We start from the raw sequence: 22,869 nt of genomic DNA on the forward strand, positions 1-22,869 counted from the left end.
GACCTGCAGCCGTAGGGGTTCGCCCAAACCTAGCCGGGCAGCCCGCTTTTGATCGCGGCGTCCTGCTTGCGCCCCACATCGATCGCAATGGCCGGATCGATCGGATCGTTGGGCGCGCTGTCGAATTCGATATTGACGACCGCCTTGCCCTCGCTGAACAGCAACACCGTCACCGCTTGGGAGTTGTCCGGCGAGTTACCGGAAATCATGAAGCCGTTGGAGCCGACGTCGACCGGCTGCCACGTGCCGGTGACCTTCCCCGCATAGTTGGTCTTGGTGTTCTCGATGCCCGTCTTCGCCACGGCGGGGTCGGCGACGATCAGGATGGTGTCGCCGATCCGGCGGCTGTTGTCGGGATTGGCGAACAGCTGTGCGACACCGGTCGCGTTGTTGGGGTTCAGGACGGGGGGCTGGGGGGATTTGAAGTCTCCGCCGATGTCGCTGGGCTTGATCAGCAGCGAGCTGTAATCGGTCGGCTGGCCTGGCGAAGGAGCCGTGACCGTGCTCGCACCGCTCGATGAAGTGGCGGCACCCGATGTCGTCGACGATGTGGGCGCCGACGTCGTCTGATCGTTGCCACACCCGGATACGACGGTGCCGACCGCTACGGTGGCGACCACCCAGCCGGCGGCGGCAATCCTGGCGAGCTCCATGACGTTCCTCCCGCGTCAATCCACAGTTCGGCCGACTGACGCTACTGCGAAATGCCGGCGGGAACAAGGGCGGGACAGCAAGGGGCTGGCGCTCATCCCCGCCGGTCGGCTCCGGTTCGCACCTATGCTGGCCGGGGGGCGCGGGGAGTGCGGGATAGGAGGAACAATGACATCTGCGGTGGCGCGTGCCGTACGGTTCGATCGTTACGGGGGCCGTGACGTCCTGTACGTGGCGGACGTGGAGATGCCGACGCCGGGCCCGGGCGAAGTGGTCGTCGAGGTTCGCGCCGCCGGGATCAATCCCGGAGAAGCCGCCATCCGAACCGGCGCGCTGCACGACATGTTCCCCGCTACCTTTCCCTCCGGCGAGGGCAGTGACCTCGCGGGGGTCGTGACCGCCGTCGGGCCAGCAGTGACGGAGTTTTCAGTCGGCGACGAGGTACTGGGGTTCAGCTTCCGCCGATCCAGCCACGCCACCCACACCGCCGTCCCGGTCGATCAGCTGATTCGCAAACCCTCCCAGATGAGCTGGGAGACCGCGGGTTCGCTCTACGTGGCCGGTGTGACGGCCTACGCCGCCGTCCGCGCGGTCGACCCACAGCCGGGCGAGACCGTAGCCGTTTCGGCCGCCGCGGGCGGGGTCGGCGGCCTGGTCGTGCAATTGCTGGTCCTGCGCGAGGCCCGGGTGCTCGGCATCGCGGGGCCCGCCAACTTCGACTGGCTACGTGCCCACGGCGTCACCCCGGTCGCGTACGGGGACGGACTGGCCGATCGGCTGCGCGAGGCGGCACCGAACGGAGTAGACGCGTTCATCGACCTGTTCGGCCCCGAGTACGTCCAGCTCGCGGTGGATCTCGGTGTGGCGCCCGCGCGCATCGACACGATCATCGCGTTCCAGAAGGCCGGTGAGGTCGGTGCCAAGACCGAAGGCAGCGCCGACGCGTCGACAACGGAGGTGCTCACCGAGATGGCCGGCCTGATCGTCAGCGGGGCGATCGATTTCGAGGTCGCCGCGACCTACCCGCTGGACCGGGTCGCCGACGCCTACGAAGAACTCGAGAAGCGGCACACCCGCGGCAAAATCGTTCTGCTGCCGAACGGTTCGCCTTAATCGCCGGACGTCAGGCCATCCCGGCCTGCACGATCTTGACGATCACGAACGCGACCGCCATCACCAGATAGCCGCGCAGGGTGAGCAATCCCGCCCGACGGGCCGGCGAAAGGTGCGGCCGGGGAAGCGTGGCAAGGTTGGGGGTCTGCCACCTCGACCGGTCCTGTCGGCGGACGGCGCGCCGTTCGCCGGAGGTCAGTGACGGGGTGTCGTCGAGTTCGTCGACCTCCTCGGGGTCCAGGCCACCGCCGAGTGTCCCCACGATCGCCTCGGCGTCGCGCCGGTCCCGGTTGCGCCGGCCGGCAACGATCGTGGCCGCGCCGCCGACGATGCCGATCGCCGCGCCAACGGCCAGGCCGGCCTCGATGGTGGTGGTGGAAAGGCCAGGAAAGAAGGTCGTCGCCGTCAGCGCCAGCGACAACAGCACCAGACACCACACGACGGTCCACGCGATGATGTTCTGCCGCACCGTGTTTACCCACGGGCCGAGCACCGCGCGGTCGTTGCACAGCAACACCAGGAACACGGTCGCCGACGGCAGCAGGACGCCGGCGAGGGCCTGCACGCCCTGGGTTATAAGGCCGAGGATGTGGTCGGGGCTGAACGCGACCGCGGCGGACACGGCGAGCAGTACCGCATAGCCACCGTAAAACAGTGGGGCCTGGCTGATCTTCCAGTGCAGCGAGTGCCGCCTGCCCAGAGAATCGCCGATGGCGTAGGTGGTGGCCAGCCCGATGGCGTTGGCCCCGATCAGCGACGCGTCCAGCAGGATGATCGCGAAGAGCACCCCGACCCCGCTACCGAGGTGCCTGGCCAGCCCCGAGGCGACCGCACCGGCGTCGGTGAAGGCGCCGACCCCGGTGGTGCCGGCGAACCCGAACGCCGTCACCACCATCAACGCCGTCGCCCCGACCATCACGACGACGATGCCGATCACCAAATCGGCTCGCGCATAGCCGATCCAGCGAGCCGTGATGCGCTTGTCCACAACATTGGACTGCTGGAAGAACAGTTGCCACGGCGCGACGGTGGTCCCCACGATCGCGACGACCAACAGCAGGACGGTGGAATTGAGCCCACCCGGGAACCGCGGCACCAGCCCGCCCGCCGTTTCCTTCAACGCGGGATGCACCATCACCACCATCGGGATGATCAGCACGTTCACCGAGATCAGCAGGAACATCAGCCCTTCCCAGCGGCGGAACGAGCCCCCGGCCACCACGGCGAACAACAACACCGCGGCGGCCGGGATCGCGACCGCCTTGGGGCAGCCCAGGAAGCCGAGTGCCATTGACACGCCGATGAATTCGGTGACGATGGTCAGGGCGTTGAGGATCAGCAGATCGCCGACGCTGAAGGCACCCCAGAACTTGCCGAAGCGCTCGAAGATCAACCGGGCGTGACCGACCCGGGCCACCGCGCCCAGCCGCAGCACCATTTCCTGGTTCACGTACAACACCGGGATCAGCGCCGCCAGTGTCCACAAGAGGCCCATCCCGTAGTTCTGCCCCGCCTGGGCGTAGGTTGCCACGCCACCGGCGTCGTTGTCGCCGACCATGACGATCAGGCCGGGACCGGTGATGACGAGCAGCGTCCGCAGGCGCGCCCAGCGCCCAGCGGCCCCATAGGCGCCGGTGCCGTCACGCCGGATGCGGCCGAACGCACCGACGATGTCGCCCGCGTGCGCGGAATCCAGCACCGCGTGGTCGCGGGGACCGTCGCGGGTCGGGATCGAGCTGGTCACCGGTTTCCGGCCGGCCGGTCCGACGGATGTCCCCCGAGCGAGGCGGTGACCACCGCGATCGGCATCCGCGAGACGTACAGGTTCGCGCGCTCCTGCGGAGTCAGGGCGGCACGCGCGCCCAGCTTGGCCGCAAACTGCCGACCCGCACGCAGCATCGAACCGCCGCGCAGCCGGGAAACGTTGCAAAGGCGCTGTGTAACAACAAAAGCCATGATCTTCTCCTGACGCAGGTCCGATCGGCTCGTGGCATCCGCGGCCAACCAAGCGTTCTCACGCGCAGGGTGGCACGGGCAGAAGTCAGGCGGCAGAAGGAATGCCGGAACCGGATCGGGACAAGACGGATTTCGGATAGGGACTATCGCCGGGACTCATCTCGCCCTCACCTCCTCCGGCCGGGACACACGCGGGTGTCGTCGCGTTCACCTGAACGGGAGAGGCACGAATCACCGGCGGCAGACCGCCGGCCGCACCCCTCTCGTCGGAGCTTCGGCACTGCACGGCGTATCCGGAACATCATCCATAGTCGCGACCCACTTCGCCCGGCTTCGCCGCGCTTGCGATCGCTCCTAGTTCCAGAAGCCACTTGGGCTCAACCCTTGGGTCCGGGAAGAGCTGTCCTGACCCGGGGCGTCTCTCGACGTTCGGGGTCAGTGGCCTGTATCCATGCAGACGCCTCACCTACCGAGGTGCTTGCCTGTCCATCTTGCATGTCAGCCCTCGTGCTCGTCAAACGCGTTTACACAACCTTGACGTGGGTTTGCGTTAACCCACGCCCGCCAGGACTCTCCGTCGGCCCGTCGACTGGGGCCTACCCTCGACGGCATGGCCAACACTTTGCAGGCACCCACCGTCGCGGCGGTGCTCGACCGGATGTACGCCGAAACGCAAGATCAGATGTCGCGGTTGCGGGAGCGGGTCGGCGATTTCGACCGCCCGATGAGCGCGCAGGAGCGCGCCGACGCCATGAGCGAGTTCTACATCCCCGTCACGCCGGAAGCGGGCCGCCTGCTGTATGCGCTGGTGCGTGCCACCCGGCCGGCGACGGTCGTCGAATTCGGAATGTCCTTTGGAATCTCCGCCGTGCACCTGGCGTCAGCGGTGCGCGACAACGGCGCCGGCCGGGTGGTGACCACCGAACTCAGCGCCCCCAAGATCGCCGCGGCCAGAAGGACGTTCGCCGAGACCGGTTTGGACGGCGTCATCACCATCCTCGAGGGCGACGCGCTGACCACGCTGGACAACCTCGACGGACCCGTCGAGTTCGTCCTGCTCGATGGGTGGAAGGACCTCTACCTGCCGGTGCTCGAGTTGCTCGAACCGCGCCTCGCGACGGGCGCACTGATCGTTGCCGACAACGCCAGTGCCGCGGACATGCGGCCCTACCTCGACCGGGTTCGCAACCCGGACAACGGGTATGTGAGCTTCAACTTTTCCGTTCGGGAGAGCGACAGCATGGAAATCAGTTGCCGCACGGGCGATTGAGGGCTACCGCAGGGATTCCTCGAGCCATGGCGTCAGCCATCTCACCCCCTCCGGGGTGAGATGCACGCCGTCGCTGCGTACCTTGATGCCGTCGACCTTGGCGGTGTAAACCCCGTCGGGGCACAGCTTTTTGTTCAGGTCGAGGATCTGGACTCCGGGGTGGTGAGCAACGGTTTTGCGCAGCATGGTGTTCCACAGGTTGACGCGATCGGGTTGATCCTCGGGATACAGTCGACCGTCCGGCTTTTCGCCGCCCCGGCTGTAGGGCACGGTGGCTACGACGACGCGGACACCCGTGGAACCCACGATGTTCAATGCGCGCTCGAGTTCGCCGTTGAGGTACGCGTCGAACGTCGGATCGCCGATGTGCGTCCACTGACCCTCGTTGACGCGATCGACCGTCTCCCAGCGCCCGATGATCAGCAGCGCGACATCCGGCTGGTCCTGACCCAGCTGCGCCGACCATCGGATGGGCCAGCCGTCGCATTCTGGTCTCTGCTCCAGTGTTTGGCCGATATACCGGTACGGGGTGCCGCGCACCAGGCTGCAGCCGATGACGGTGTGGTCGAGGAAGGCGAACCCGGGTGTGGGCGGGAGGTAGTGCATCCAGGTCCACCCGATCGAATCGCCGAACACCGAAACCGTGAACGGCCGGTGCGGATCGCGGGGCGCGGGGCGGCTGCCGGCGGGCGGCGAGGGAGAGACCGCGGCGACGGCCGACACACCCGGCGGCAGCCCCTCGCGCAGGCCGGGCCCGGTGCCCACCGGGATCACCAGCAGCGTCATCGCGGCGGCGCTGGCCACGGTGGCCGCGGCAAGCGGCAACAGCGGCACCCGCGCCGGCCGCCAGCGCCGGATCGGTTGTTCGATCAGCCACCATGACGCGGCGGCGACTGCCACGGTGGCCCCGCACCGGGCGCCGAACAGCGGCAGCCCCGACCATCCGGTGCGTTCCCCGTTGAGCGCCAAAAAGATTGGCCAGTGCCACAGGTAGACGCCGTAGGAGATGGTGCCCAGCCACACCAGGGGCCGCAGGGCAAGGATGCGGGCGATCGCTCCGCGCTGCTCCATGGCCACCGGGGCGACCACGAGGACGGACGCGACGGCAACCCCGATCAGCAGGCCGTGCCGGAACTCGCCGGCCCCACCGGTCGCGTAGTGGGTCGCCGCCGCCAGGCCGGCCAGTCCGAGCAGCGGCAAAATGCGTGCCACCCGCCGCCCCCACCGGGTGCGGACCAGGCACCAGCCGCGGTTCATCGACGGCCAATCCCGCACCAGTAGAGCCGCCGCCGCGGAGCCGGTCAACAGCGCCTGCGCGCGGGTGTCGGTGCCGAAATAGATTCGGTCCCGCGTTCCGTCGGAGGCAAGGACGACGGCGACCGCCGCGGAAACCACCGCGCCCAGCGTCGCGATCACAAAGGTGGCGAACCGCACCCCGCCCACGGTGGCCCGCCTGAAGTAGCGCTTCGCGCGCGCGGCCAGCACCAGGGTCACCGCGATCAGCAGCACCGGCCAAACAAAGTAATACTGCTCCTCCACCCCCAGCGACCAGGTGTGCTGCAGCGGCGACGGCGGGGCGCCCTGGGTGAAATAGTCCGTCTTCTGGGCCACGAACCGCCAGTTCGCCACCCAGAGGAACGCCGCGATCGCGTCGTCCCGTAACCCCGTGAGCGACTGGCTGGGAAGCAACTCGCGGGCCGCACCCACGCTGAGCACCATCAGGAGCAACGCCGGCAGCAGCCGCCGCGCCCGCCTGATCCAAAAGCCGGTCAGCTCAACGCGACCGGTGCGCCGGAGCTCGTCCAGCAGCAGCGAGGTGATGAGGAACCCGCTGAGGACGAAGAAGATGTCGACGCCGATGAAGCCGCCGCCCACGCCCGGGATGCCGCCGTGCCCGACCAGCACCAGGGCGACCGCGATCGCGCGCAGCCCGTCCAGCGCCGGAATCCCGCTGCGCCGGTCGGGTTGATCCCAGATCGCGAGCCGGCCCGCTCGGCGCACCGGGGCTACCCAGCGTGGCCGCGGAGCAGGACGCGCCGGCGCGGGTTGCCTCCCGCCCGGCTCAGTGTCCGCTGCTAACGCGCCCTGACCGACCTGTCGTCCGGCGCCAATGTTGATGCCGATACGTCGCTGCCCCTCCTCGTAATCGGAGCAAGCCTAATTGCGACGCAGCCGGATTCAGCACAAGACACGCGAGGACGGCCGCCGTTAAGCCGCAGCCTTTTACGGCGCGTAGCCCAGGGTGCTCTTGACCTCCAAATATTCGTGGAAGCCGAACTCGCTCCACTCCCGACCGTTGCCACTTTGCTTGTAGCCGCCGAACGCCGAGTTCATGTCGAAGGCATGGTTGATCGTCACCCAACCCGCGCGGATCTTGCGGGCCACCTCCCGGGCTTTGTCGAGGTCCGCGCCCGACACATAGCCGGCCAGACCGTACTCGGTGTCGTTGGCGATCTGCACGGCCTGATCCATGTCGTCATAGCCGAGGATGCACAGCACCGGACCGAAGATCTCCTCGCGCGCGATCGTCATGTCGTTGGTGACATTGGCGAAGACGGTCGGCTTGACGTAGTACCCCGTGTCCAGCCCCTCCGGGCGGCCCAGTCCGCCGGCGACGACGGTCGCGCCCTCCTCGACGCCCTGCTGGATCAGGCGCTGCACCTTCTCGAATTGCGCCCTCGACGCCACCGGCCCGAGCGCGGTCTTGTCGCCCGGGCTGCCCACCTTGACCTGTTCGGCAACCCCACGCGCGATGTCGATGGCCTCGGCCATCCGCGCATTCGGGACCAGCATGCGCGACGGCGCGTTACAACTCTGCCCGGAGTTCGGCATCATGTTGAGCACGCCGGCGCGAACGCTGTCGGCAAAGCCCGCGTCGTCGAGCACGATGTTGGGGCTCTTGCCGCCCAGTTCCTGCGTCACCCGCTTGACCGTCGGGGCGGCGTTCTTGGCCACCTCGACCCCCGCCCGGGTCGATCCGGTGAAAGACACCATGTCGACGTCGGGATGGCTAGCCAGGGCGGCGCCGACTCCGGGCCCGTCGCCGTTGACCAGGTTGTAGACACCGGCCGGCACGCCCGCGGCGTCCAGAATCTCGGTGAAGATGTAGGCCGAATACGGCGCGACCTCAGACGGTTTCAAGACCATCGTGCAGCCCGTGGCCAGCGCGGGGTATACCTTGACCGCGATCTGGTTCAGCGGCCAGTTCCACGGCGTGATCAGCCCGCAGACGCCGATCGGCTCCTTGGAGATCAGGGTCGCCCCGTGTTGTTCGGAGAACGGGAAGTTCTTCAGCACATCGATCGCGGTCACCAGGTGACCGAGCCCGAGTTGGACCTGCGGGCCCGCGGCCAGCGAGGGCGGCGCGCCCATTTCCTCGGTGACCGCGTCGGCGAGATCGCCTGCACGCTTGCCGTATTCGGCGAGGATGGCCTCCAGCAGTTCGAGGCGCTGTTCGCGGCTGCTCTGTGACCAGCCGGTGAAGGCGCGCCGGGCGGCGTTGACCGCCACGTCGACGTCTGCGGCCGAGCCGAGCGAGATCTTTCCGGAGACCTGCTCGGTGGTCGGGTTCTCGACGTCGAAGGGGTTCGGCCGCACCGGGTCCACCCAGCGCCCATCGATGTAGAACTTGAGGCATTCGCGCATGACCACTCCTTATTGCTTACTGGGTGCCTTCGGCGTACCAGGTGCGGAATTCGTCGTACTTGGGCATCTCCTCGGAGTTGGCCTTCGGGTCGATGCACACGTGCACGACGGCCGTCCTGCCGCTAGCGTAGGCCCGCTGGATCGCCGGGCCGATCTCGTCCTCCTTCTCGACGTACTCGCCGTGACAGCCGAAGCCCTCGGCGACCTTGTCGAGCCGGACGTCCTTGCCCCAGTGCACACCGGGCTGCGGCGACGGCTGAGGGAAGGTGCGCTTGTAGACGCCGACCTCGAGGCCCCACTGGTGGTCGACGCCCACCACGCACACCAGCGGAAGTTTCTGCCGGGCTGCGGTTTCCAACTCGGCGATATGGAAGAGAAACGCCGAATCGCTGGTCAGCAGCATCACCGGGCGCTTACCGCCCTCGGCGACCGATGCGCCAACCGCATACGGCAGGCCGGTGCCGAGGTGGCCGAAGTTCTGGTTCCAGATGACGTCGCGCGGTTTGGCCTGGGAGTAGGTCCACTGGAAGATGACGGTCGCGCCGCCGTCGCGGACCAGGATGCCGTCCTTCGGGAAGGCTTTGGTGGCCTCGACGACGAAGCGTGCGGGGTGTACGGGCGTCCGGCCCGCCGGCGCGTTCTCGGCGAGCTGCGCCAGCTCCGCCGCGTCCTGCTTGATCCAGCGGTCCAGGTCGGCCTTGGAAGCGGCCGACGCCTGTCGCGGGGTGTCACGCAACGCTTCCACCAGCTGGGGCACCACACCCCGCAGGTCACCGACCAGGGGGACGTCAATGGGGCGATTGACGCCGATGGCCACCGGATCTTGCTCGACCAGAACCCATTTGCGCTTCGCGTCGTTCGCCGCCCAGTGGCGGGTCCGGCCGTAGTGGCTCGGTTCGCCGAGCTCGGTGCCGAGCGCGACGCACAGATCGGACTGCACCACCGCCTCGACTGCCGCCGGCGAGAATCCGTAGGCGAAGGTGCGGTCCTCGAGGCCCTCGATGAACGAGGTGCCGCCGGAGGTCTGAATCACCGGGCAAGCCATGAGGTCGGCCAGCTCTCTGACCGCCGCGCCGGTGCGCGAGGTGTGGACCGCGTGCCCGACCAAGAGGATCGGGCTCTCGGCCGCGCGGATCAGCTTCGCCGCTTCGGCCACCTCGCGCCCGCCCGCGGTCTGGTTGACGAGCCGGTACCGGTGGGGCGGCAGCGGATCCGGCACGTCGAGCTCGGAGAGGATGACGTGTGACGGGTACTCGATGTAGGCCGGGCCGGGTGTGCCGGACATGGCCCGGCGGATCGCCTCGTGGATGATCTCATCGGTCTGGTCGGCGTACTCGATCGACGCGCTGTACTTGACGGACTGCGCGAAAAGAGGCTCCTGGCGGACGAATTGGATGCGGCCACGCCGGACCCGGCGTTCGGTGATGCGGGCGCGCTGGCCGCCGAGGAAGATCACCGGCGAGTTCTCCACCAGCGCGCACTGGATCGCTCCGGCGATGTTGGCCATGCCCGGGCCGAGCGTGCCGATGCACAGGCCGGGCTTGCCCGTCATGCGCGACGCCGCCTCGGCCATGAATCCCGCGCTCAGTTCGTGATGCGGTGCGACCACCGACCACCCGCGAGCGTCGGCCTCGGTGAACATGTGCACGAAGTTCGGGTCCGGAATGCCGAACAACGTGTTCACACCCTCGACCTCGAACAGGTCCAGGATGCGCTTGTAGACGGGCACGGCCATGGTCAAAATTCCTTTCCATCGCGAGCGGGGGGCACCACGCTCGCGCCGAGTTCTTCGAGCACTTGTGCGGTGTCGGCGCCGAGTTCGGGCGCCGGCCCGGCAACGCGACCGGGGGTCCGGGAGAACCAGGTCGGCACGCCGGGGAAGCGCACCGGCCCGTGTGGGGTGTCCACGGTCTGGAACATGCCGACGGCGTTCAGATGTGGATCGTCGAACAGCGCGCCGGGCGTGTTCAGCGGCGCGGCCGGGATCTCGAGTTCGCCGAACAGCTCCAGCCACTCGCGCGTCGAGCGCTGCTTCATCGTCTCGGCGACCAGGCCGTAGATGGTGTCGATCTGGTGGGCGCGCCGTTCCAGCGTCGAATACAGCTCGCTGGCCCACGGTGGCCGCACGGCGTTCATGAAGGCGTCCCAGTGCTTGTCGTTGTAAATCAGCGCGGCGATGTAGCCGTCACTGGTGCGATAGGGACGGCGGTTGGGCGCCACGGTTCGCGGATAGACGGCCGGCCCCAGGGGCGGGTCGAACAGGGCGCCGTTGGCGTGTTCGACGAGGATGAACGATGCCATGGTCTCGAACATGGCGACCTCGACCTCTTGCCCCTCGCCGGTGCGCTCGCGGTGATACAACGCCATGGTCGTCGCGTAGAGCGCCGTCAACCCGGCGACCTTGTCGGCCATGATCGTTCCGACGTAGTCGGCCTCGCCGGTCAGTTGCTGTTGCACCGCGGGCAGGCCGCACTCGGCCTGGATGGTGTCGTCATAGGCGGGCCGGTCCCGTTCGGGTCCGCGGCGCCCGTACCCGTAGCAATTGGTGTAGATGATCGCCGGGTTGATCGCGGCGACGTCGTCGTAGGCGAAGCCGAGCTTGGCGATAGCCTTGGCGCGCATCGAGTGGATGAACACGTCCGCGGTCTCGATAAGCGCGCACAGCGCCTGCGTTCCGGCGTCGGTGTGCAGGTCCAGCACGACGCTGCGCTTGCCGCGGTTGACGTTGACGAACACCCCGCTCATGCCGGGCGCGGGGCCGACCGAGATGTAGCGGGTGTTGTCGCCCTGGGGCGGTTCGACCTTGATCACGTCGGCGCCCATGTCGGCCATGATCTGCGTGCAGTATGGCCCCATCACCATCGCGGTGAGGTCGACGACCCGCAAACCGGTCAGCGGTCCCGCGCCCGCCCCGCTAGCCATGCAGCACACCCCGCTCGCTGGAGCGCTGCGCGAGCCCGAAACTGTAGCGGATGTGCTGGTGGTGACCGTCGGGGACGGCCGGAAATACCAACGGCGCCTCGATGTTTCGGATCGCATCGAGGTGTTCGCCGACGTCCTCGACCGTCCAGGCCGGCCGGTGCACGCCAGGGCTCTCGGCGATCACCGCCCGCGCCACCCGACCCGCCAGCGCGATGAACACCTCCCCGGTCACCGAACAGCTTTCGTGTGCGAGCCAACCCACCACGGGCGCGACGAGCTCCGGGCCCATCGGCGGGTAGGCCGAGGTGTCGATGCCGGTGGCCATCCTTGTCACCGCGGCCGGCACGATCACGTTGCTGCGCACGCCCTCGGCCGCGCCTTCCAGGGCCGCGACGTTGGACAGGCCGATCACGCCGGCCTTCGCGGCGGCGTAGTTGGCCACGTCCTGGTTTCCGTAGAGGCCGCCGATGGAGGAGGTCAGCACGATGCGCCCGTAGCCCGCGTCGCACATCACCGGAAACGCCGACCGCACCACGTGGAACGCGCCGCGCAAGTGGACGTCGAGCACGGCGTCGAAATCCTCGTAGCTCAGTTCCTTCAGCGAGCCGCGGCGCACGTTGCCGGCGTTGTGGATGAGGACGTCGATGCGACCGTACGTGTCGAGCGCCGCGTCGATGACCGCCTTTCCGCCGGCCGCGGTGGCCACCGAATCGGTGCTCGCGACGGCTTGACCGCCGGCAGCGACGATCTCACGCACCACATCGTCGGCCGGGCCGGCATCGGTGCCGTCCCCGGAGAGGCCGCCCCCGGGATCGTTGACGACGACCTTTGCCCCGCGGGAGGCGAGCAGCATGGCGTAGGACCGGCCGAGCCCCCGGCCGGCGCCGGTGACCACAGCTACCCTGCCGTCGAACCTCAAGTCAGCCATCGAAGTTCTCCAGCACCAGACCGTCGAGGTCGCCTTTGGCCCGCCATTGTTTGAGCAGGTCGTCGAACACGTAGAAGCCGGGCATGAAGGGATCGCCGATGGCCGAGCGGATGCCCTCGCCGCCTCCGCCGCCCTCGTTGTTGTAATAGCCGGGGGTGCAGGAAACCGCGAATTCCGTGGCATCTATCGAGGTTTCGCGGATCGTCCTGACCCAATCGTCTTGAGCTTGCTGGCTCGGCTCGACGGTGACCGCGCGGCGCGCGATGGCCTCGGAAACGATGTAGGCGATGTGCTCGGCCTGCTGTTCGAGCATCGCGGTGGTATTCCCGGCCACGCCGCCCTGGATGAATCCGGTGAAGAACTGGTTGGGGAAGCCTCGGCTGGTCATCCCGTGCAGCGACTTGTAGCTGTCGCGCCAGTGATCGAAGAGCGACAGCCCGTCGCGGCCCTCGATCACATCGATCGCGTACCGGCGGCTGATGTCCGTGGTGATCTCGAAACCGCTGGCGAAGATGACGCAGTCGACCTCGTACTCGACGCCGCCCGCAACGATCCCCTTCTCGGTGAGCCGTTCCACGCCTTTTGATTCCGACACGTCGACCAGCGTGACGTTCGGGCGGTTGAACGTCGGCAGGTATTCGTCGTTGCTGCAGGGCCGCTTGCACATGAACCGGTAGTACGGTTTGAGCGCCTCGGCGGTCTCGGGGTCGTCGACGAGTTCATCGACGCGCCGCCGCAAGCGCTCCATGACCTTGTAATCCTCTTCCTCGCGGATCGCCATGATCTGCTCGACGGTCAGGGATGCGGGGTCCTCGGCGGCCGCGATCCGCGCGGTCAGGTTGCGCCCGAGTTCGGTCCAGAAGTCGCACACCAGGTCTGGCTCGTCGAACACCGCTCCCTCCCCCAACGGTGACCAGCGGTGGAAGTTGCGTTTGCGTTGCTCCTGCCAGCCCGGGCGCAGCGACGCCGCCCACTGCGGGTCCGTCGGCTCGTTGCCGCGCACGTCCACCGACGACGGCGTCCGCTGAAACACGAAGAGATGCCGGGCGTCTCGGCCCAGGTGTGGAACCAGCTGAACGCCGGTCGCACCGGTACCGACGAGTGCCACCCGCTTGTCATGCAGCTTGTGCAGTCCGCCGTTGGCGTCCCCTCCCGTGTAGTCGTAATCCCAGCGAGCCGAATGGAACATGTGCCCGGTGAAGTCCTTGAGCCCGGGGATGCCCGGCAGCTTCGGCCTATTGAACGAGCCCTGTGCCATCACCACGAACCGGGCACGAATGTCGTCAGCGCGATTGGTGGTCAGCCGCCAGCGCTTGATCGTCTCATCCCAGCGCGCCGTGCGGACCTGGGTGGACAGGATGGCACCGTCGTAGAGTCCGAAATGCTTTGCGATACGGCGGCAGTGCTCGTAGATCTCGGCGCCGTCGGCGAACTTCTTCGACGGCAGGTAGCCGAGTTCCTCCAGCATCGGAATGTAGCAGTAGGCGTCGTTGTCGCACTGGATCCCCGGGAAGCGATTCCAGTACCAGACCCCGCCGAAGTCCCCGCCCATCTCGATGATGTGCACGTCATCGACGCCGGCCTTCTTCAGGTACGCGCCGGCCAGCAGACCGGTGATGCCGCCACCGAGCACCGCCACGTCGATGTCCTCGTCGATCGGCGTGCGCGGCGTGACCGGCGTGTGGGGATCGACCTCGGCGAATTCGGCGAAGTCGTCCTTGAGTTCCAAGTACTGCTTCGAGCCCTCCGGACGCAGCCGCTTATCGCGCTCGTGCAAATACTTTTCGCGCAGCGCGTCGATATCGATGTCGTCCGGCGTCTGCGTAGGCCCGCAGGTATCGAACATTGGCATGTGTCTCCTAAACCTGGCGGTACCAACCTGCGGCGCGCGGCGCCAGCGCCGCGCTTGCGGTCGGCACTAAAGCTCCTGCGGTTCGCCGGTACCCATGTACTTCGACAGTTGGTAGTGAAGGTTGACGGTGCTTCGCTCTCGATAGGGATTGGGCTTGGTGCCCGGGAAGCCTAGCGATTTCATGCCCTGCTGGACCGCCGCCATGTTGGAGAAGTCCTGCGGCAAGACCGACCGCCACCGCGGGTCGCCGACCGGTGTGTACTCCCACTCCGTCTGGGGTTCTTGACCTTTCGGGTATAGCTCGAACACCGATACCTCGAAAATGCACCTGTCGGGGTTGTAGCTGGGGTGCGGTCGCGCGCCGTAACACAGCGCGCTGGTGAGGCCCTGCCCGATCTGGAAGTTCGGGAAGATCTGCCACGCCGTGCCGGCCTGACCGAGGATGTCGGGCGGAATCGTCGGCCAGATCACGCCGCGGGCTTCGTCGTCCCGGCGCGCGGAGGCCAGCCAGTGCTCGAGGACCTTGTCGGCCGGTGTCCCCTCGGGCAATTCGTCGACCAGCCGCTTGGCGGCGTTCACCAGCGTCTGGGTGGTGGTGGCGTTGGTCTCCTCCATGGTGTAGACCTGCATCTCCGCGGTCGACACGCGCGGATCGGCGCCGATGCCGAGCCGGATCTTGGACTTGGTGGCCTCCATGTCCTCCGGTGCGTCGTAGCCGATGTTGCTGTGCTTGCCCTGCGCCTTGGCCCAGCCCTTGAATTCGCCGAACTTGTTGAACTCCGGATGGGTTGTGTAGACGTGGTAGGTCTCGTTGAACGCCTCCAGCGCGACCTTCCAGTTGCAGTCGAAGGACAACCACTTGCGCCATTTGCAGCGCATGTTCTCCAGCCCGAACGGGTCGAGGATCTTCGCCGCGGGAAACAGGTAGTCGGCCAGCGGCTCGCAGTCGGGGTCCATGTTGATCCACAACCAACCGCCCCACGTGTCGACCTTGACCGGTCGCAGGTGGGTGTTGTCGGGAGTCAGCGCCTCCTGCCAGTCCTGCTGTTCGCGGACGTGCGTGCAGGCCCCGTCCAGGCCGTATGTCCAGCCGTGGAAACCGCAGACGAACGATTTGCGGGCGCGCCCGCGGGCGTTCTTCGCGCCCTCGGGTGTGTCGATGAGCCGGCGCCCGCGGTGCATGCAGACGTTGTGGTGCGCGCGAAATTCGTTCTCGGCGCTGCGCACGACGATGATCGAGTCGTCGAGAATGTCGTAGGTCAGGTAACTGCCCACCTCGGGCAGCTCTTCGACCCGGCCGGCCTGTTGCCAGACTTTCCGCCACAGCTTGTCGCGCTCGGCGCGGGCGTAGTCCTCACTGATGTACGCCTCGACGCCGATCGTCATCGGCTTCGAAAGTTCCTCGGCCGCCGGTGATTTCACATCCTTGGCCAGATCGGTCATCACATCCTCCTCATGGCCGCGCGGAAGGACTCGTCTTTGAGGAACAGGGAGGTGTTGTCGGCGGCGAGGTGGCTCCATCTCAGGTCGAGCCCACCGTCGACCAGCAGCGTCTGTCCGGTGACGTAGCTCGACATCTCCGAGAGCAGGAACAGGATCGCGCCGGCCTGTTCCTCGGGGCGCCCGCGCCGGCCCATCGCGATCGCCCGCGTGTCCCGATCCGGGTCCTCGTCGACGTAGGTGCGCGAGGCCGCGGTCTCGGTGACTCCGGGCGCCACGGCGTTCACCCGAATCCGCGCCAGCGCCAGCTCGAGTGCCATGGTGCGCGTCATCGCAACGATGGCGGCCTTGGCGGTCCCGTAGGCGATGTGAAAGGGCGCGGTGTTCATGCCGCTGATCGAGGAGATCGAGACGATCGATCCCGGAAGCTGTTGTTCGACCAGTTCCGCGGCGACGGCCTGGCTCATGAAAAACGCGGTCTCGAGGTTGTCGGTGAAGATCTTGCGCCAGTCGCTTCGCGGCACCCGGGTCGACGGCATCCACGTCGACGGCTCGGCGCCGCCCGCGACGTTGACCAGGCCGTACAAGCTGCCTTCGGCCCGCCGTGCCCGGTCGATGACCGCGGCGATGCCTTCGTCGGTCGACGCGTCCGCCGCGACGGGCACGACCGCCAGGCCCTCCTGCGCCAACGGGGCGACGTGCTCGTCGAGATTTTCCTTCGACCGGCTCACCGCGATCACGGTGGCGCCCGCCCGGGCCGCCAGGGCCGTGACCGTCGTGCCGATACCGCCCCCACCGGCGCCGGACACCACCACGATGCGACCGCGCAGCCCCAGAAAGTCCTCGCGATCGTCCATGCCCTGCTTCCCTGCCTCAGACAACGCCGGCCGCCGGCACCTGCTAGTTTGTCTGGACAAAATACTACGTTCTATCCTTTGGAGAACACTATTCCCATCGGTCGAGCTGGCTGTCAAGGCCGAGCGAAGAAGAGTTAGCAGCTATTGTCTGGACTAGAAGGAGTTGATAACGTCCAGCTCAATCGGCTGACGGAAGGACCTCGGCAGGGCATGTCCATTTCACGGGCCAGCTCAACGCTCCCGTCGCGCTATGGGGCGGTTCAGCCACTCGACGTGACCGAGGGCTGGGAGATCGAGCGGGTCACCGCGCCCAGCCGGCTGTTCGGCGCCAATGGCTTGCGGACCGGCCCGGACGGTCGCATTTACATCGCCCAGGTGACCGGCAGTCAGATCAGCGCGCTGGATCACTGCACCGGGCAGCTGATGACGGCCAGCCCCAAGGGCGGCGACATCGTCGCGCCCGACGACGTCGCGTTCGACGCCGTCGGCAACCTCTACGCGACGGAGGTGATGGACGGCCGGGTCAGCGTGCGAGACACCGGCGGTCGAACGCGGGTGCTGCGCGACGACGTGCCGTCGGCCAACGGCATCACCTTCCATCGGGGCCGGTTGTTCGTCGGTGAATGCCGCGAGGGCGGGCGGCTGCTGGAATTCGACTTGGCGGGTGGACCGCCACGCGTGCTCCTGGAGAACGTACCGTCACCGAACGCGATGGAAGTCGGGCCGGACGGCCTGCTGTACTTCCCGGTGATGGGCGCCAACGAGATCTGGCGCGTGGACCCCGACGGTGGCGAGCCGCACTGTGTCGCACGCGATCTCGGCGTGCCCGACTCGGTCAAGTTCGATGCGCAGGGGCGCATCGTCTCGACCCAGGTGGCAAGCGGGCAGGTGCTGCGCATCGATCCTCGCAGCGGGGAGCAACGTCTGCTCGCCCAGCTGAATCCCGGGCTGGACAACTGCACCTTCGTCGGCGACCGGCTGTTCGTGTCCAACTTCACCGGCGAGATCACCGAGGTATCACCCGACGGCACAACGCGATCCGTGCTGCCGGGCGGGCTCAACTGGCCCTTGGACCTGGCGGTGAGCCATGACGGCCGGTTGCACGTCGCCGACGGCACGTATTTTTATGCCGTCCTGCCCGACGGCTCCCTGCACACCGTGGGAATGTTGTTCAGCCCCGGGTATCCCGGGTTCCTGCGCGGGCTCGCATCGAGCGGACCCGGCGAGTTTGTCGTCACGACATCGGGTGGCCAGGTCGCACGCTACCGGCCGCAGGCGAGTGAAAGCGCCGTGCTGGCCGACGGTTTCGACCAGCTCTACGGTGTCGCCCTGAGCCCGGGCGGTGTGGTCTTCGCGGAGTTGGGCACAGGACGGGTGCTGTCGCTGCGCTCGGGTGGCATCGACGAGCTGGCGACCGGTCTGCGCGAGCCGGTCGGTGTCGCGGTCGACTCGGACGGGGCCTGCCTGGTGGCGGAGGCCGCCGCCGGACGGGTGGCCAGGGTGGCCGGGTCGCGGGTCGACACCGTGGTCGCCGACCTGGAACGTCCGCAGGGCATTTGTGTGTGCGACGGCGTGCTCTATGTCGTCGACGCCGGCGCGAAGGAGTTGATCGCGTTCGATATGAACACCGGGATCCGGCAGACCGTTGCGTCGGGGCTACCGGTTGGCCCACCGCCGGGCGTGGTGCCCAAGCCGCTGAAAGGCATGCCGCCGTTTTCCGGTCCGCAGGGCCCGTTCGCCGGTGTCACCGCCGCCGTCGACGGGACTCTCTATGTCTCGGCCGATGGTGACGGCAGCGTCCTGGCATTGCACCGATCCCGGGACGGCCGCTGATGCCGCCGGCCCTCTCCAGCGAGCACCGCTATCTACAGATCGCGCGCACGCTGCGCAAGGAGATCGTCGACGGCGTGTATCCGGTCGGCTCGCAGCTACCGACCGAACACCAATTGTGTGAGCGATTCGCGGTCAGCCGCTACACGGTCCGCGAAGCGCTGCGCCGGCTGCGCGAGGACAACCTCGTCGCGTCGCGGCCGCGGGCGGGCACCCGGGTGGTTCCCCGGCCGGCGTCCAGTTCCTATGCGCAGGAGACGATGTCGATCGACGATCTGCTTGCGTTCGCCGCCGGGGCGCAGTTGACCATCGAATCCAACGAGATGGTGATGATCGATGAAGAACTCGCCGCTCGGACCGGGCTGCAGGTCGGCACGCAGTGGCTCTCGGTGCGTGGCTACCGGCGGGCCGACGGCGCCTCGGTGCCGCTGTGCCGCACGGAGTACTACATCAACCGCACCTTCGCCGCGGTCGGCAGGCTGCTGCAACGCCACACCGGGCCGATTTTTCCGTTGATCGAGGACCTGTTCGGCGTGAGCATCGCCGAGTTGCGTCAGGAAATCGCCGCGGTGCTGCTCCCACCCGAGCTGGCCGACGGTCTCGGGGTCGAGACGGGCACGGCGGCGCTGGAGATGCGTCGCACGTACAAGACCTCCGACAGCGAGGTCGCTCAGGTGACGATCAACACCCACCTGTCGTCGAGCTTTCGGTATGCGATGACCATGCGCCGCGTGAACGATCAGGCGGACTGAGGTGAGGCGGCGGTGATCACCCGGGCCCACCACGACGCGGCGCTTGCCGCCGAGGCGTATCGGCGCGGATGGTGGGTGCACACCACGCTGGCCGATTCACTGCGCGCGGCAGCGGAGACCTCGCCCCAGCGAACGGTGTTGGTGGAGGGCGACATTCGGCTGGATTGCGCGACGCTCCATCACCAGGCCACCGGGTTGGCGAACGCTCTGCTGGCCCGGATGCCCGCCGGGAGCGTCGTGTCGTTCGTGCTGCCGAATTGGCACGAGGCCGCCGTCATCTATCTGGCCGCCACGCTGGCCGGGATGGTGGTGAACCCGATCCTGCCGTCGCTGCGCGACCATGACCTACGTTTGATCCTCGAAGACGCCGAAACCGCAATGATCTTCGTCCCGCACCGGTTCGGCGGACACGACTACTCGGCGATGCTGACCCGCGTCACCGCCACGATGAGCCCCGCCCCCGAGGTGGTGGTGCTGCGCGGCGAGGCCGGTCCGCACACCCCCTACCCTGCGCTGGTGGGGCCCCCGGGGTCGGATCCGCCAACGCTGCCGGCCCTGGATCCGGACGCAGTGCGGATGGTCCTCTACACGTCCGGCACCACCGGCCGCGCCAAAGGCGTGCTGCACAGCCACAATTCGCTGCATGCGCTGATCTGTCAGATCCGTGACAGCTGGAGCATCGCGCCGGGCGACGCGTTCCTGGTCCCCTCGCCGATCGCCCACATCGGCGGCTCGATCTATGCGTTCGAGTGCCCGCTGCTGCTGGGCACCACCGCGGTGCTGATGGACCGCTGGGATCCCGCGGCGGCCGTGGCGCTGATGGATGCCGAACGGTGCACCCACATGGCCGGGGCGACACCGTTTCTGCAGCAGCTGTTGTCGGCCGCCGAGCGCACCGGCACCCGGCTGCCCGACTTGAAGGTGTTCGTCTGCGGCGGCGCCTCCGTGGCGCCCTCGCTGATTCGCCACGCCGCGGAGTATTTCAGTCACGCCGTGGTCACCCGGGTGTACGGCTGCACGGAGGTGCCCGTGGCGACGGTCGGCGCACCCCGCAGCGACGAAGCCGGTTGGGCCGCGGCCACCGACGGAAGGCCTGGCATCGCCGAGATCAAGCTCGCCGCGCACGAAGCCGCGCCGCGCGGCGACGGCGAAATCTGTGTGCGGGGCCCGCAGATGCTGCTGGGCTACCGCCACCCCGAGGACGACGCCGACTCGTTCGACGCGGCGGGGTTCTTCCGCACCGGGGATCTCGGGCGCTGGATCGACGACCAATACCTGGTGGTGACCGGGCGGGCCAAGGACGTCATCATTCGCAACGGCGAGAACATTTCCGCGAAGGAAGTCGAGGACCTGCTCGCCACGCACCCTGACATCGCAGAGATTGCGGTCGTCGGGCTGCCCGACGAGCGCACCGGGGAAAGGGCCTGCGCGGTGATCGTGCCCGCGGGCGCGGCGAGGCCGGACGTCGCGAGCCTGGGTTCGCTCCTGGCGAGCAAGGGTGTCGCGAAATTCAAAGCGCCGGAGCAGGTGGTCATCTGGGAGGCGCTTCCGAAAAACGATGCCGGGAAGATACTCAAGCATCAGATCCGAGCGGCGCTGACTTCCGCGGTGATCGCAAGCGCGGCGAAGCCGGGCGCGGCGGGTCACCGCGCGGACATTGAGGACGGGTGAGATGCAGGTTGCAATCGTCACGGGAGCCAGCAGCGGCATCGGCCTGGGGTGCGCGACGAAGCTCGCCGAGCTGGGTATGGCGATCGTGGGCACGGGCCGCGACGAAGGCCGCTTGGCCGAGCTGGAGGAGTCCGTCGGCGATCCGGATCGCGTCGCGACGCTCGCGGTCGACCTGACCCGCGACGACGCGCCGCAACGGATCGTGGATCTCGCAGTGACGCGGTGGGGCCACGTCGACTTCCTGGTCAACAACGCCGGGGTCGGCAGCCCTAAGCCGCTACACGAAACCGACGACGAAACCCTGGACTATTTCCTGGGTTTGATGCTGCGGGCGCCGTTTCGGCTCGCGCGTGACGTCTTGCCCCACATGCGGCCCGGATCGGGAATCGTCAACATCACGTCCACCTTCGCCGTCATCGGCGGGCTTCGCGGCGGCGCCTATTCCGCTGCCAAAGGCGGGCTGACCGCATTGACCACGCACATCGCCTGCCAGTACGGGGCGTCGGGCATCCGCTGCAACGCCGTCGCCCCCGGTGTGACGAGGACGCCGATGGTCGAGAAACGCCTGGAGGACGGGCGATTCCGCAAGATCAACACCGAGATGACCCCGCACCAGCGGTTGGGCACCATCGACGACATTGCCAGCACCGTCGCGTTCCTGTGCTCGCCGGGCGGAAGTTTCATCAATGGGCAAACGATCGTCGTCGACGGCGGTTGGAGTTCGACGAAGTATCTGTCGGAATTCGCGTTGACGTCGGAGTGGATCGCGCCATGAGCCCGTCGAGGAGGTCGCAATGAAGTGTCGTGCCGCGGTGATCCGCGGGGTCGGCAGGGACTGGGAGATCCACGACGTCGAACTCGACCCGCCCCGCAGCGGTGAAGTCCTGGTGCGGATGGCCGTGGCCGGAGTCTGTCACTCCGACGATCACCTGTTCACCGGCGATGTGGTGCCGACGCCGGAGGCGCTGGCCGCGAGCGGTCAGCCGGCGCCGGACTGGTTTCCGCTGCTCGGCGGCCACGAGGGCGCGGGTGTCGTCGAAGAAGTCGGGCCGGGCGTGACGACGGTGCGACCGGGCGACCGTGTGGCGCTTTCGTTCATTCCCGCGTGCGGCAATTGCCGGTTTTGCGTGAACGGTCAGAGCTACATCTGCGATATCGGCGCGAGCCTGTTCACCAAGGAGATGCCCACCGATGGCACGTGCCGCCGGCACCTCGGCGACGAAAACCTGTTGGCCTATGGGCAACTCGGTACGTTCGCCGAATATGCCGTGCTGTCGGAGCGGTCCGTCATCAGGATCGACGACGCGATCCCCTTCCACGCCGCCTCGCTCGTATCGTGCGGTGTGAGCACCGGCTGGGGCTCGGCGACGATATCGGCGGGCACCGAACCCGGCGACACAGTCGTCGTGATCGGCACCGGTGGTGTCGGGATGAACGCCCTGCAGGGCGCGCGCGCCGTCGGCGCTCAAAATGTCGTCGCGGTGGATCCCGTTGAATCCAAGCGGGATTCGGCCAAGTTCTTCGGCGCCACGCATACCGTCGCCTCGGCGGAGGGGGCGCTGCCTTTGGTCAGAGAGATCACCGCCGGGGTCATGGCCGACCGCGTCGTCGTCTGCCCCGGTGTCGTGCGCGCGGACCTGATCCCGTCGGCGATGTCGCTGCTTCGCAAGGGCGGCGTATGCGTGCTCACCGGCATCACCCCGTTCACCGAGCCGCCGGTTCCGCTTGTCCTGCAGGAAATGACGCTGTCGGCCAAACAGCTCAGGGGAGCGCTGTATGGCGGGATGAATCCCCGCACGAGCGTGCCGATGCTGCTGTCGTTGTACGAGGCCGGCGCGTTGAAGCTCGATGAGCTGGTCACCCGCCACTACCGGCTCGACGAGATCAACCAGGCGTTCGCGGACCTGCGGGACGGTCGCAACATCCGCGGAATCATCGAGTTCCCCGGCGCATGATCGCGAGCGCGGCGCAGCCGGGCGCTG

At 67.6% G+C, this 22,869-nt stretch carries 18 protein-coding genes and 1 riboswitch; of the genes, 7 read left to right on the forward strand and 11 right to left on the reverse strand.

The window, feature by feature from the left end:
* Positions 1 to 29 precede the first annotated feature (29 nt).
* The gene (locus MTAB308_RS15395; RefSeq protein ID WP_077100340.1) at positions 30 to 653 is read right to left on the reverse strand and encodes a hypothetical protein; all 624 of its coding nucleotides are present in this window, start codon (positions 651 to 653) and stop codon (positions 30 to 32) included.
* 166 nt (positions 654 to 819) lie between these two features.
* On the opposite strand from MTAB308_RS15395, the gene MTAB308_RS15400 reads away from it, so the two are divergent.
* Positions 820 to 1,764 carry an NADP-dependent oxidoreductase gene (locus MTAB308_RS15400; RefSeq protein ID WP_077100341.1) on the forward strand — a complete coding sequence of 315 codons (945 nt, stop codon included), beginning with the start codon at positions 820 to 822 and terminating at the stop codon, positions 1,762 to 1,764.
* Between the two features lie 10 nt (positions 1,765 to 1,774).
* Here MTAB308_RS15400 and MTAB308_RS15405 read toward each other — a convergent pair whose 3' ends face one another.
* Positions 1,775 to 3,508, reverse strand: coding sequence for an NRAMP family divalent metal transporter (locus tag MTAB308_RS15405; RefSeq protein ID WP_077100342.1), 1,734 nt, complete (start codon positions 3,506 to 3,508; stop codon positions 1,775 to 1,777).
* The gene (locus MTAB308_RS28890) at positions 3,505 to 3,720 is read right to left on the reverse strand and encodes a hypothetical protein (protein WP_157900950.1); all 216 of its coding nucleotides are present in this window, start codon (positions 3,718 to 3,720) and stop codon (positions 3,505 to 3,507) included. Before MTAB308_RS28890 ends, MTAB308_RS15405 begins: the two co-directional genes overlap by 4 nt.
* A 251-nt stretch (positions 3,721 to 3,971) precedes the next feature.
* A riboswitch (M-box (ykoK) riboswitch) is annotated at positions 3,972 to 4,201 on the reverse strand.
* A 129-nt stretch (positions 4,202 to 4,330) separates the two neighbouring features.
* Here MTAB308_RS28890 and MTAB308_RS15410 point away from each other — a divergent pair.
* Positions 4,331 to 4,990 (forward strand): O-methyltransferase, encoded by a 660-nt coding sequence (locus tag MTAB308_RS15410; RefSeq protein WP_077100343.1) that lies wholly within the window; start codon positions 4,331 to 4,333, stop codon positions 4,988 to 4,990.
* Between the two features lie 3 nt (positions 4,991 to 4,993).
* On the opposite strand, the gene MTAB308_RS15415 is transcribed toward MTAB308_RS15410, so the two are convergent.
* From MTAB308_RS15415 to MTAB308_RS15450, 8 genes are all read right to left on the reverse strand, one after another.
* A complete protein-coding gene (locus MTAB308_RS15415) occupies positions 4,994 to 6,991 on the reverse strand; it encodes an acyltransferase family protein (protein WP_077100344.1) in 1,998 nt (665 codons plus the stop codon).
* A 222-nt stretch (positions 6,992 to 7,213) separates the two neighbouring features.
* On the reverse strand, positions 7,214 to 8,635 hold the full coding sequence (locus MTAB308_RS15420; RefSeq protein ID WP_077104388.1) for an aldehyde dehydrogenase family protein: 1,422 nt from the start codon (positions 8,633 to 8,635) through the stop codon (positions 7,214 to 7,216).
* A gap of 16 nt (positions 8,636 to 8,651) precedes the next feature.
* Positions 8,652 to 10,370, reverse strand: coding sequence for a thiamine pyrophosphate-binding protein (locus MTAB308_RS15425; protein WP_077100345.1), 1,719 nt, complete (start codon positions 10,368 to 10,370; stop codon positions 8,652 to 8,654).
* A gap of 2 nt (positions 10,371 to 10,372) precedes the next feature.
* The gene (locus MTAB308_RS15430) at positions 10,373 to 11,557 is read right to left on the reverse strand and encodes a CaiB/BaiF CoA transferase family protein (protein WP_077100346.1); all 1,185 of its coding nucleotides are present in this window, start codon (positions 11,555 to 11,557) and stop codon (positions 10,373 to 10,375) included.
* The gene (locus tag MTAB308_RS15435) at positions 11,550 to 12,485 is read right to left on the reverse strand and encodes an SDR family NAD(P)-dependent oxidoreductase (RefSeq protein WP_077100347.1); all 936 of its coding nucleotides are present in this window, start codon (positions 12,483 to 12,485) and stop codon (positions 11,550 to 11,552) included. The genes MTAB308_RS15430 and MTAB308_RS15435 overlap by 8 nt, the downstream gene beginning before the upstream one ends.
* Positions 12,478 to 14,337, reverse strand: coding sequence for a flavin-containing monooxygenase (locus tag MTAB308_RS15440; RefSeq protein ID WP_173842191.1), 1,860 nt, complete (start codon positions 14,335 to 14,337; stop codon positions 12,478 to 12,480). The genes MTAB308_RS15435 and MTAB308_RS15440 overlap by 8 nt, the downstream gene beginning before the upstream one ends.
* Positions 14,338 to 14,403: 66 nt before the next feature.
* Complete coding sequence (locus tag MTAB308_RS15445) at positions 14,404 to 15,780, reverse strand: aromatic ring-hydroxylating oxygenase subunit alpha (RefSeq protein ID WP_077100349.1); 1,377 nt, start codon at positions 15,778 to 15,780, stop codon at positions 14,404 to 14,406.
* Positions 15,780 to 16,634, reverse strand: coding sequence for an SDR family NAD(P)-dependent oxidoreductase (locus MTAB308_RS15450; RefSeq protein ID WP_077100350.1), 855 nt, complete (start codon positions 16,632 to 16,634; stop codon positions 15,780 to 15,782). Before MTAB308_RS15450 ends, MTAB308_RS15445 begins: the two co-directional genes overlap by 1 nt.
* A gap of 210 nt (positions 16,635 to 16,844) precedes the next feature.
* Here MTAB308_RS15450 and MTAB308_RS15455 point away from each other — a divergent pair, with 210 nt between their 5' ends.
* The 5 genes from MTAB308_RS15455 to MTAB308_RS15475 are packed head-to-tail and all read left to right on the forward strand — an operon-like array spanning position 16,845 to position 22,842.
* Positions 16,845 to 18,467, forward strand: coding sequence for an SMP-30/gluconolactonase/LRE family protein (locus MTAB308_RS15455; RefSeq protein ID WP_077100351.1), 1,623 nt, complete (start codon positions 16,845 to 16,847; stop codon positions 18,465 to 18,467).
* On the forward strand, positions 18,467 to 19,216 hold the full coding sequence (locus MTAB308_RS15460; RefSeq protein WP_077100352.1) for a GntR family transcriptional regulator: 750 nt from the start codon (positions 18,467 to 18,469) through the stop codon (positions 19,214 to 19,216). Before MTAB308_RS15455 ends, MTAB308_RS15460 begins: the two co-directional genes overlap by 1 nt.
* Positions 19,217 to 19,228: 12 nt before the next feature.
* Complete coding sequence (locus tag MTAB308_RS15465) at positions 19,229 to 20,887, forward strand: AMP-binding protein (protein WP_077100353.1); 1,659 nt, start codon at positions 19,229 to 19,231, stop codon at positions 20,885 to 20,887.
* 1 nt (position 20,888) lies between these two features.
* Complete coding sequence (locus MTAB308_RS15470; protein WP_077100354.1) at positions 20,889 to 21,662, forward strand: SDR family NAD(P)-dependent oxidoreductase; 774 nt, start codon at positions 20,889 to 20,891, stop codon at positions 21,660 to 21,662.
* Positions 21,663 to 21,681: 19 nt separating this feature from the next.
* Positions 21,682 to 22,842, forward strand: a complete 1,161-nt coding sequence (locus tag MTAB308_RS15475; RefSeq protein WP_281253114.1) for an NDMA-dependent alcohol dehydrogenase — start codon at positions 21,682 to 21,684, stop codon at positions 22,840 to 22,842.
* The last annotated feature ends 27 nt before the right edge of the window (positions 22,843 to 22,869 follow it).

The sequence above is a fragment of the Mycobacterium terramassiliense genome, from assembly GCF_900157385.1.
Taxonomy (GTDB): Bacteria; Actinomycetota; Actinomycetes; order Mycobacteriales; family Mycobacteriaceae; genus Mycobacterium; species Mycobacterium terramassiliense.